Raw genomic sequence first — 8,737 nt, 5'->3', positions numbered from 1 at the left:
ATCGCGCCATCGCTTCCTGTTGCCTCAAATTGTGCCAAGTTTGCCCCGTCGTGTTTTTGAGCAATTTTGAGAACTTCTTTTCCTTTACCCTGCGGTACTTGAATCAGTAGTTGGCGCATTTTCTTTTGGCTCGATAATAATGATTAAGTGATTTCAAACCATTCTATTGATTAATGTTTTTTGAGTGTTGAATGTTTTTAATATATCAGTCTCAGGTTTTACAAAAACTGGGAGCGATAACTCTCTTATGTCACTTTCTAAAATAAATCTTTACGGTGATAGAATTACAGCCATTTCTTGATTTTATGCCCGTGTCCAAATCATCGCTCCTATGGTTTGGAGCGCTCGCTCTACGGTTTTTCTCTAAATCTAATAAATCTAATAAATCTATTATTTAAATTTAATGCTTATTGATATATATCTGTGCGATTTCTTCGTCCCAAACTACTCAGTAAAAAATCAGAAACTCGATCGAGATCGATTACCTAATTGGGATGAAGGCTTTGTAAGACAACTAGAAGCAGAATACAGAATCTAGACCCGTGCTTATTTTTGAGCGCGTATATCAGTCAGCAATTCCAAACGCAGCTAAATAATGTCATTTTGACCGCTTAATTACAGAGCCGCATCGTTTGGTGTAAACTTGCGTAAACTCGGCACCGAGTAGAAGAATTTGAGCCGAAAAAAAGACCCAAATCAAGACGATAACTAAAGAGCTGGCTGCGCCATAACTAGAGCCGATGCTGCTGTTACCGAGATATAAGCCAATTAAAGATTTGCCAATCGTAAATAATAAAGCAGCGGTAGTGGCTCCAATCCAAATATTGCTCCAGGCAATATTAATATCAGGCAGCACCTTATAAAGTAAAGCAAATAACAGCGTTGTTCCTCCAAAAGAAAAGATCAAATTGAGCATCTGCCCCAATTGAATCCATTGTGGAAATAGATGTCCAAAAAAATTAGCGATCGCGGCAAGTACAGCACTAAGAATTAGAGAAACTAGTAACAAAAAACCAATAACTAAGACGATCGTGAAAGATAGCAACCGTTTTTGCAAGAAATTCTTAATATTTATGCCCGACTGGGGTTTAATATCCCAAATTGTATTAAGTGCCTCTTGTAATTGTCCGAAAACAGCCGATGCCCCTAATAATAGCGTCGCTACCCCAAACGTCGTTGCTAAAACACCTTTCGCTCCTGGCTGTTGGGTATTTTGAATCATTATTCCCACGGCTTGCGCTCCTTGGTTGCCAATCAGTCCTTGAATTTGCTCGACAATCTGATTTTGGGCAGCTTCTTGACCGAATACCGCACCAGCAATAGTGATCGCAATAATTAACAACGGCGCGAGCGAGAAAATTGTATAAAAAGCGATCGCCGCTGCCCACAGTGACACTTTATCTTCTTGCCACTTAATCGCCGTATTTTTAAGCAGTATCCAAATCGTTTTTAGTTGCTGTTTAATCGGAACAATAATTTTTGACACTTCTTTAATTCCTAATTTATCGATATAACAAATATTTTTAAAAATTTGTATGATGAAAAAGCTGTTTTGTGACCATGGTCGTCATTGGTATTATCCTTTAATTGGCTTTTCAGTCGCGTTAGGTTTTAATGTCGCATACACCTGAAATTGCTCACTCCCAATCCATGAGCGCAAATCGTCCAACTTTATAATATTTCTGATAAAGAAGAACTGGCTTTGGGCAAACAGATCGATCGACAGCCCATCGGGCAGCAGTTTCAACTCGCTGAGGATGCTAGCGCGAATCGTTATGTCGATCGCGTCGGTCAACGCTTGGCGCAAAATAGCACTCGCCCCGATATTCCCTATACTTTTCAAGATCGTAGATAAAAATGCTAACCCCTTTGCAACTGCTGGAGGTTTTGTTTATGTGACTACTGGTTTATTAAATGTTGTAGACAATGAAGCACAGCTAGCAGCCGTCATAGCCTACGAAATCGGTCATATTGCCGAACGTCATACCATAGAACAAATGCAACAAACCGCGATCGCCCAAGGGGTAGCTACAGCAGCAGGAGTAGATAGTGACGCCCTAGTACGGATAGGGATAGAACTAGCGTTGAATTGTCCCCGCAGTCGCGAAGCAGAATACGAAGCCGATCGCCTAGCAGTAAAGAATTTAGCTCGTACTAGTTATCCGCAAGTTGCCATGATTAACTTTCTAGAAAAATTACGCAGCCAATACCACCAACATTTTTGAGTACTCACCCAGCGACTGGCGATCGCATTTCTTTTACCCAAGCTGAAACAGCTTCAAAACAAGAATTACAAAAGATTCAGCCAGAAATTCTTTCAATGGTTAAAGTAGATTTAACTTCTAATCAACTAGAATAAAAGTCTTAAGTGTCAGTTTTTTCTTTGGCGATCGCTTATAGTGTCAGCAAAAGCAGTGCATAAATTGCTGCACCCAGGGCAAATGCCCAAAAACGACTTTGACGTTCTTCTGGTAGTTCTTCTTTAAGGACATTCAAAATTACTCCAAAGAGCGAGAAAGGTAAACAGTAATGCGATCGCAAATAGCCCAGAAAGAAATAAGATCGTTGAATTCATTTGACCAAAAGTTCTTTCTTAATTGTCACGTAACGCTTGTCAATATCTTTTTTGTCCAATTCTTCGGATATGGCTTGCTGGCTATCGCGCTTAATCATCTCGGCATGAGGAAAAAGTATTTCGCGCTCTTGAGGGGTTGACATATAACGAGCAATCGTGGCGATCGCTTCTAGCAAACGAATAGTTACAGCAACATCGCTTTTGCCGTATTGTCGAATCTGATTAAAAGCCGTATTGACTAACCCTGCAAATAACCATTACTCTTCGCTCTCACCCTGTAAGCATCCGAGTCAACGGTCACTCGTCGTGCGACCACGAGTGCTGCGTTGACTTCGTCAAAATCGGCTGGAAGTTCTTTTACAGGTTGCTTTAATTGGGATGCACCTTGTCCGATTTTTTCGGGAATGAGGCGATCGAGCCATAGCATAGTAAATGCTAACGAGATCGCTACAAACGCAAAGATAGTGGGCAAAAACCAGTAACTAGAGTGAAGCGAGTCCCAAAGTTTGCCAAGTTTGACATTTTTCATAGTTGCTCCTGGCTCGAGTTCGCCTGTTTTTCCTGTCCACTGCTATCGTTTCTCGACGCTCGCATTTGCGCTATGCTTCTAAGAGAATCGCTGATGCCGCGAGCTTTTGGAACTTCCTTGTTTCCTGCTGGCCAACCTTCTCTCTGACGAGAGCGATCGCCGTCCGTTTCTTCAGTTTGATCGTGAAAGAGAACTTGTCTGGTTGGATAGGGTAAGTAACTAAATCAGTAACTAAAATTCATTTTTCAGTACATTCTCATCGCTATAATTGTTTTAGCCTTATAGTTGGGGAACTAAAATGAACGTAGCAATCAATCTCACAGCTTTTACAGATAAAATTAGCGACCACGATTTTGAGCAACTGTGTGCAGATAATCCTGAAGCGAAATTTGAAACTGATAAAGAAGGAAAACTGATTGTTATGTCTCCTACAGGTAGTGAAAGTGGTAAGAAAAATGGCAATCTTTTTGGTCAAATTTGGTACTGGAATCGTCAATATAAGCTAGGAGAGATTTTTGATTCGTCTACAGGTTTCAGGCTATCTAACGGGGCGACTCGTTCTCCTGACGTATCATGGATTGAGCTTGATCGTTGGAATAGTCTCACAGCTAAACAAAAAAGAGGATTTGCCCCTATTGACCCAGATTTTGTCATTGAATTAATGTCTCCTTCCGACGAGCTGTTGGAATTACAGCACAAGATGGAGGAATATATCTCTTGTGGAGTCAGGTTGGGATGGTTAATTAATCCTGATGAGCGACAAGTAGAGATTTATCGAGCAGGACAGGATAAAGAAGTACTATCAAGTCCGATTAATATATCTGAAGAGCATTTTTTGCCAGGATTAACTGTTGATTTAGCAGAAATTTTTGCTTAATTTTTATGACTATGAACCTATCCCACTAAGTTAAAATGATGCTAAACGGAATGCCATTATCAAACTGGACTACACCTGCTAATGAAACTGAGCGAGATCAAGAAACATTTATCATTGAAGAATTGAGGGCTAATATTACGAGTTGGTGGTAGAACATCTAATCTCTTCCATTACTGAGCTACACCAACTCCTCAATTCTTCAATGATCAAATCTTCAATATCCTCTTCATTACCGTTTTTCAAGATCTCAACAGGAGTACGACCTTCAAAAGCTCTTAATGGCTTAGTCAACCAGTTAAGTTTGGCAAAATCAGATATTTGTAGGGTTTTGAGAATTTCTGGCAAGCGATCTCTCTCGATTTCAACAGGCTTTGTCGAACAAATCATTTCGACCCGTCAAGAAACCTCGCTCTAAATTTAAAGCAAGAAAGCCAATTCATCGAACTGATTTTACTCAACTTCAAGCACTTACTTTTGCCGTTGCTCCTTCTGCTGTTTAATTATTAACCGAACAGTATTGGGAGTGATGTTAGCCGTACTGCGATAGTTAGCATTTCTCTACAAAGAAACTTGCCGACGAATATCATTAATAAAGCCGTTTTCTTCAACGAGATCGTGTAGCTGTTTATCTTTTTTCTTCGGTTTGGCGATGGGTATAAAGTATTGACTGGTGCGCCTTTGCTCAACCATCTCACTAGTAATACCTTCATCATCAAAACGAAAGTGACGCTGTGGTTTAGAGAACGGAGAATTAACGCTCGGATTTTCAATGACGACTGATTTCATTGTCAGAGAGTATTTTTGAACTATTGCCCTGCATTTAGCGCGAGTGTAGTTATTTACGTATATTGAGATGGCTATTAAATATGAAGCGATCGCCACTTTACGATAAGATGAATTGCGACGCGATAATTTCGTTAAGCTTTGCTAACGCACTTTTATCAAAATGCCTGTAAATATTAGTTTGTATCCCGATAATTGGAATAGTCTAGCATTATCAGTAAAAGAAGCTGCACGATGGCGGTGCGAATGCTGCGGGAAGAAATGTTATGAGCCAGGAGAACGACCAAAAGGTTTAACCCGTTCGCAATGGACGGCGGATATATTGCAGGTTCACCATCGCAACCATGACACGACGGATAATCGGCTATCTAATCTGCTGTCTGTCTGCGCTGCTTGTCATTTAGATTTACACAGGGGCAGATATAGTCCAGTTAGTCCTGGGCAATTAAAATTGTTTTAATAAAGCCTGAGCTATCTGCTGCCTTTGTTCAGTCAAACTCAGTTTTGATTCTGGTTTACCGCTGCGACGATACCAATAACGAGCATTCCCTAAATCTCCCTCAACTCGGTGCAGATAAGCATGAACCCAAGCACAATCGCGTAGCGAAGCCCTAAAGGACTCCTAAAGGATACACCTTCGGATATAACTTCGTGTCGCCATGCCGCTCTTGCTTATCGCTCTCATGGTCAATTAGCTTATGGGATTTGTGCCAATTACCCTGATAGTCGTGCCATAACGCCTGAAGCGCGAGGGGATAGCCTTTTATTTGTTGGGGATTTTGTTGTCTAAATTCTTCTATTTCCATTGCACAACTGCCAAAATCTCGGTCAAGTTCAATTTGCAAGGATACACTATTAATTATTATTAGAAAAACTTTCTAATTCGGCAACTGTTCAACTGTCAGCATTGTTCCTGTTAAATTCGCTCCATTAAGTGAAATATTATTCAACTCTGCTCCTCTTAAATCTGCTCTGGTTAAGTCCGCACCATCCAAGTTAGCACCACTTAAATTTGCCCCCTTCAAACAAGCTTTCTGTAATCTCGCTCCTTTGAGATTGGCACTTGTCAAATTAGCTTTTGTTAGGTTCGTCCTAAACAAGTTTGCCCCCTTCAGATTAGCTCTTGTCAAATCAGCACCACTAGTATCTGCTGCCGACAAATCAGCATCGCTTAAGTCTGTTTCAGTCAGATCGGCTTGATTGAGGAAAGCATGACTCAAACTTACACCCTTTAAGCACTGCCTTGAAAGAAGAGAACATCTTAAATTAGCATTGATAAAATATCTTTCTCCTGTCTTGTAACGTTCTAGCAAGACTTTTTCTGCTACTTTGGGTAATAGAGCTACACTGTCTCCACAACGACACCATTTAGCCTCGATTAAAGCTGCTGCTTCCTTTACTGCTTCTCGGTCATATTTGGTTAGGGTAACGCTATTACAATTGTCCCATTCTCCATCGAGCATAAAAGCTAGCTCTGAAGCGGATGCCCTAAAGGACTAGCTTCGCGTCGCAATCGAATCAAATAAAATCACAAAAGACTTTGGCTTTTGGCTTGATAAAAATGTTTCAGTTAACTGTTGTAGTAAATTATTCATGATTTAAAAGTCAATTTAATCGATTTTATCTCGTATTCTTTTTTCTGTTAAAGTCTAGCGTTTTTACTTAAGTAACCTTCTTCTATCAAAAAAGCTCTTAAAGCTGTTGGAAAATCGGGATATCTACCAGCTACTTTTTCTCCCCGATAGATTTCCAATCCCCAGTCAGAAGTACGGTCGTAATTAGCCAGCATGAACTTCCAACCTTCTTCGTATTCTCCCAACCAAATTTTTTCGGCTACATATCCAGCTAAAATGCCATTTACTTCATAACCTTCTTTTTTAGCTTCCAGAAATGCTTGATACATTTGCCAAGCAGTAGCTCTGAGTTCTTGAGAATGTTGGCGGGTAACATCTATAAACTTTCCATTATCAAAGTTCAAAATCGAGGAAGCAGGAAAAGAACCTGCATAACTACTAAACTGTCCGTTTATACGAAAGAGCTTTATTTTTTGTCTAATTGCTGTCTCAACGCCAATCCCAAGGTGCTTGAGGATTATCTGACCAGATTCCCAAACTTTCCTTCTGAGCCACCTCCGAAGGAGATCGCAAACTCTCCTCGAATTGGACAATTACCTGAATATCTCTCGTAGTGCCAAGCATAGCCATCTCTAACCATCTGAACATTTAAGTTGATGGCGCTACTCCTAGAATTTTTGACAATTCTTTCTTGTTTAACAAGATGACGTTCATAAGTTTTTAATTTATCGGCTCACGGGGTGACAAAAGACTGAAATAACAGATAAGCAGTGAAATGTAGGGGTGAAATGGGAGATTCAAACTTTAGATATAATGATCGCCCCAGAGGTAACGACGAAACTAGAAACTATCGCCCCAAACTACCAAACCACTACAGTCACAATTCTATTAGCCTGTTGGCAAATACTTGTCTGGCGACTGACAGAAGAATCTAGCATCGTTATTGGCATGAATTGCGATCGCCGAGAATACGAAGAAATGCACCCAATTATGGGATTGCTAGCTAGCTCGATGCCCATCAAGAGCGATTTAACTTGGGATCTAACTTTTACTGAAGTTTTAGCAGCCCTCGAACAAACTTTAGAATCAGTTCAAGAATGGCAAGATTATTTTGTCCCAGAATCTATAGCTAATGATAATTTAATCTTTCCTATTGGGTTTGAGTTTCAAGAATTGCCTACTCCAAGAGATGCGGTCGATGTTACTTTTTCTTGGTTACAACAATCTAGCTCTATTGAAAAATATAGCAATACGGGGCTAGGTTAGGACAAAGTTAGCTAGAATTAAGGCGATCGCCAAAAGAAAGAAAAAATGCCTGCTCCTTATAGCTACGATTTAACAAAAAAAGCAGTAAATGCCTATTATAGAGGGGAAAAGAAGATAAGTAGTTCCACCTAAAAAAACGTAAAATAAAACATGGTTAATTTTAGAATGGGAATTTAGCAGTCCTAAAGGACGACGCGAAGCTAGTGCCGTGGCATACCGCTCCGCATATGCCAGCAGCATTAAAGATAATTCTTACTCTTGATGAAGATAAAACCCTAAAACAGTTAGAGCTAGCAGATCTAGTTCCGAGACGAACCCTAAAGGATATGCCCTAAAGGATTCACGGATAAACCGCACTCCGCCCTTCGGTCTCGAAGCGGTATGCTTTAGCACTAGCTATCGCGTCGCAAAACAAAGAGCAACTATATTACGTCTTAATAGTAGAGGATGGACAGTTAAAGCGATCGCTAGTTATTTAGAATGTGCTGCATCAACGGTAAGAGGAGCAATTCATCGTTGGGAATCAAATGGGCTAGTAGGTTTATGGGAAGCTCGGGGCAGAGGAAGAAAAGCAACATGGAACAGTGAGGACTGGCAAGCGATGACAGGCTGGTTATCGCAAGAGCGAAATTATAGTGCTAGACAATTAAGTCAAAAATTAGCCAGAGAGCGGCAAGTCAAATTAGGAGCAGAGCAAGTAAGGCGTATATTGCTTAAAAAAAATGGCGTTGGAAAAGATTAAGTCAAAAACCACCCACAAGTCCCAACCCTGATTACAAAAAAGCCAAAAAAACAGATTGGGAGACTCTAAAATTATGGGCAAAACAAGAATTGATTACTTTACTTTACTTAGATGAGTCAGGATGTTGTTTGGAGAGTCCATTGAGTTATGGTTATGGTCGCTCTTGGGCAACAAAAATCAATTACTCAAAATAAAACTAGAGGCAGAAGAATCAGCTCTTATGGGAGTGTGGGAGGATTCTCAAAGTTTTGAGTATGGTTTAAAACTGGGGACTTACAAAGCTAAAAACTACCTTCAGTTTATGGATACTCAAGCAGACAAGGCAACAAAAAGATTGTTTGATACTGGGAAATTCACGGTAATTATTCAAGATAATGCTTCGATTCATCGC

Annotated in this window: 17 protein-coding genes; 8 read left to right on the top strand and 9 right to left on the bottom strand. The window is 40.2% G+C overall.

Annotated features, from left to right (window positions below; translation table 11 throughout):
• Positions 1-598: 598 nt before the first annotated feature.
• Positions 599-1,486, bottom strand: coding sequence for a YihY/virulence factor BrkB family protein (locus V6C71_09235; protein ID HEY9768668.1), 888 nt, complete (start codon positions 1,484-1,486; stop codon positions 599-601).
• A gap of 216 nt (positions 1,487-1,702) precedes the next feature.
• Here V6C71_09235 and V6C71_09230 point away from each other — a divergent pair, with 216 nt between their 5' ends.
• From V6C71_09230 to V6C71_09220, 3 genes are read left to right on the top strand one after another with little or no spacing between them, the layout of a single operon-like run.
• Positions 1,703-1,855 (top strand): hypothetical protein, encoded by a 153-nt coding sequence (locus V6C71_09230; protein ID HEY9768667.1) that lies wholly within the window; start codon positions 1,703-1,705, stop codon positions 1,853-1,855.
• Positions 1,856-1,895: 40 nt separating this feature from the next.
• A complete protein-coding gene (locus V6C71_09225; GenBank protein HEY9768666.1) occupies positions 1,896-2,225 on the top strand; it encodes a M48 family metalloprotease in 330 nt (109 codons plus the stop codon).
• The gene (locus tag V6C71_09220; protein ID HEY9768665.1) at positions 2,222-2,359 is read left to right on the top strand and encodes a hypothetical protein; all 138 of its coding nucleotides are present in this window, start codon (positions 2,222-2,224) and stop codon (positions 2,357-2,359) included. Before V6C71_09225 ends, V6C71_09220 begins: the two co-directional genes overlap by 4 nt.
• A gap of 212 nt (positions 2,360-2,571) precedes the next feature.
• Here V6C71_09220 and V6C71_09215 read toward each other — a convergent pair whose 3' ends face one another.
• Both V6C71_09215 and V6C71_09210 read right to left on the bottom strand, forming a co-directional pair.
• Positions 2,572-2,751: a hypothetical protein gene (locus V6C71_09215; protein HEY9768664.1), complete on the bottom strand. Its 180-nt coding sequence runs from the start codon at positions 2,749-2,751 to the stop codon at positions 2,572-2,574.
• A 62-nt stretch (positions 2,752-2,813) separates the two neighbouring features.
• Positions 2,814-3,104 (bottom strand): hypothetical protein, encoded by a 291-nt coding sequence (locus V6C71_09210; GenBank protein ID HEY9768663.1) that lies wholly within the window; start codon positions 3,102-3,104, stop codon positions 2,814-2,816.
• 298 nt (positions 3,105-3,402) lie between these two features.
• Here V6C71_09210 and V6C71_09205 point away from each other — a divergent pair, with 298 nt between their 5' ends.
• Positions 3,403-3,981: a Uma2 family endonuclease gene (locus V6C71_09205; protein ID HEY9768662.1), complete on the top strand. Its 579-nt coding sequence runs from the start codon at positions 3,403-3,405 to the stop codon at positions 3,979-3,981.
• A 135-nt stretch (positions 3,982-4,116) separates the two neighbouring features.
• Here V6C71_09205 and V6C71_09200 read toward each other — a convergent pair whose 3' ends face one another.
• Positions 4,117-4,368: a hypothetical protein gene (locus V6C71_09200; protein HEY9768661.1), complete on the bottom strand. Its 252-nt coding sequence runs from the start codon at positions 4,366-4,368 to the stop codon at positions 4,117-4,119.
• 171 nt (positions 4,369-4,539) lie between these two features.
• Complete coding sequence (locus V6C71_09195) at positions 4,540-4,767, bottom strand: hypothetical protein (protein ID HEY9768660.1); 228 nt, start codon at positions 4,765-4,767, stop codon at positions 4,540-4,542.
• Positions 4,768-4,927: 160 nt separating this feature from the next.
• Between V6C71_09195 and V6C71_09190 the strand changes: the two genes are divergently transcribed.
• Positions 4,928-5,224 (top strand): HNH endonuclease, encoded by a 297-nt coding sequence (locus V6C71_09190; protein ID HEY9768659.1) that lies wholly within the window; start codon positions 4,928-4,930, stop codon positions 5,222-5,224.
• A gap of 151 nt (positions 5,225-5,375) precedes the next feature.
• Here V6C71_09190 and V6C71_09185 read toward each other — a convergent pair whose 3' ends face one another.
• The 4 genes from V6C71_09185 to V6C71_09170 all read right to left on the bottom strand — a co-directional run bounded on the left by V6C71_09185 (position 5,376) and on the right by V6C71_09170 (position 6,986).
• Positions 5,376-5,609: a hypothetical protein gene (locus V6C71_09185; protein HEY9768658.1), complete on the bottom strand. Its 234-nt coding sequence runs from the start codon at positions 5,607-5,609 to the stop codon at positions 5,376-5,378.
• Positions 5,610-5,642: 33 nt separating this feature from the next.
• Positions 5,643-6,227 carry a pentapeptide repeat-containing protein gene (locus V6C71_09180; GenBank protein ID HEY9768657.1) on the bottom strand — a complete coding sequence of 195 codons (585 nt, stop codon included), beginning with the start codon at positions 6,225-6,227 and terminating at the stop codon, positions 5,643-5,645.
• Between the two features lie 179 nt (positions 6,228-6,406).
• Entirely contained in the window at positions 6,407-6,742 is a 336-nt protein-coding gene (locus V6C71_09175) for a hypothetical protein (protein HEY9768656.1), read from the bottom strand.
• Positions 6,743-6,827: 85 nt separating this feature from the next.
• Positions 6,828-6,986: a hypothetical protein gene (locus V6C71_09170; GenBank protein HEY9768655.1), complete on the bottom strand. Its 159-nt coding sequence runs from the start codon at positions 6,984-6,986 to the stop codon at positions 6,828-6,830.
• Positions 6,987-7,121: 135 nt separating this feature from the next.
• On the opposite strand from V6C71_09170, the gene V6C71_09165 reads away from it, so the two are divergent.
• From V6C71_09165 to V6C71_09155, 3 genes are all read left to right on the top strand, one after another.
• Positions 7,122-7,604: a condensation domain-containing protein gene (locus V6C71_09165; protein ID HEY9768654.1), complete on the top strand. Its 483-nt coding sequence runs from the start codon at positions 7,122-7,124 to the stop codon at positions 7,602-7,604.
• 346 nt (positions 7,605-7,950) lie between these two features.
• A complete protein-coding gene (locus V6C71_09160) occupies positions 7,951-8,346 on the top strand; it encodes a helix-turn-helix domain-containing protein (protein ID HEY9768653.1) in 396 nt (131 codons plus the stop codon).
• 121 nt (positions 8,347-8,467) lie between these two features.
• Positions 8,468-8,737: hypothetical protein (locus V6C71_09155; GenBank protein ID HEY9768652.1), on the top strand; the 270-nt coding region annotated here is incomplete at its 3' end.

This window comes from Coleofasciculaceae cyanobacterium (genome assembly GCA_036703275.1).
GTDB lineage: Bacteria > Cyanobacteriota > Cyanobacteriia > Cyanobacteriales > Xenococcaceae > Waterburya.
The sequence above is the reverse complement of the archived record's forward strand: the minus strand, read 5'-3'. Positions and strand labels throughout refer to the sequence as shown.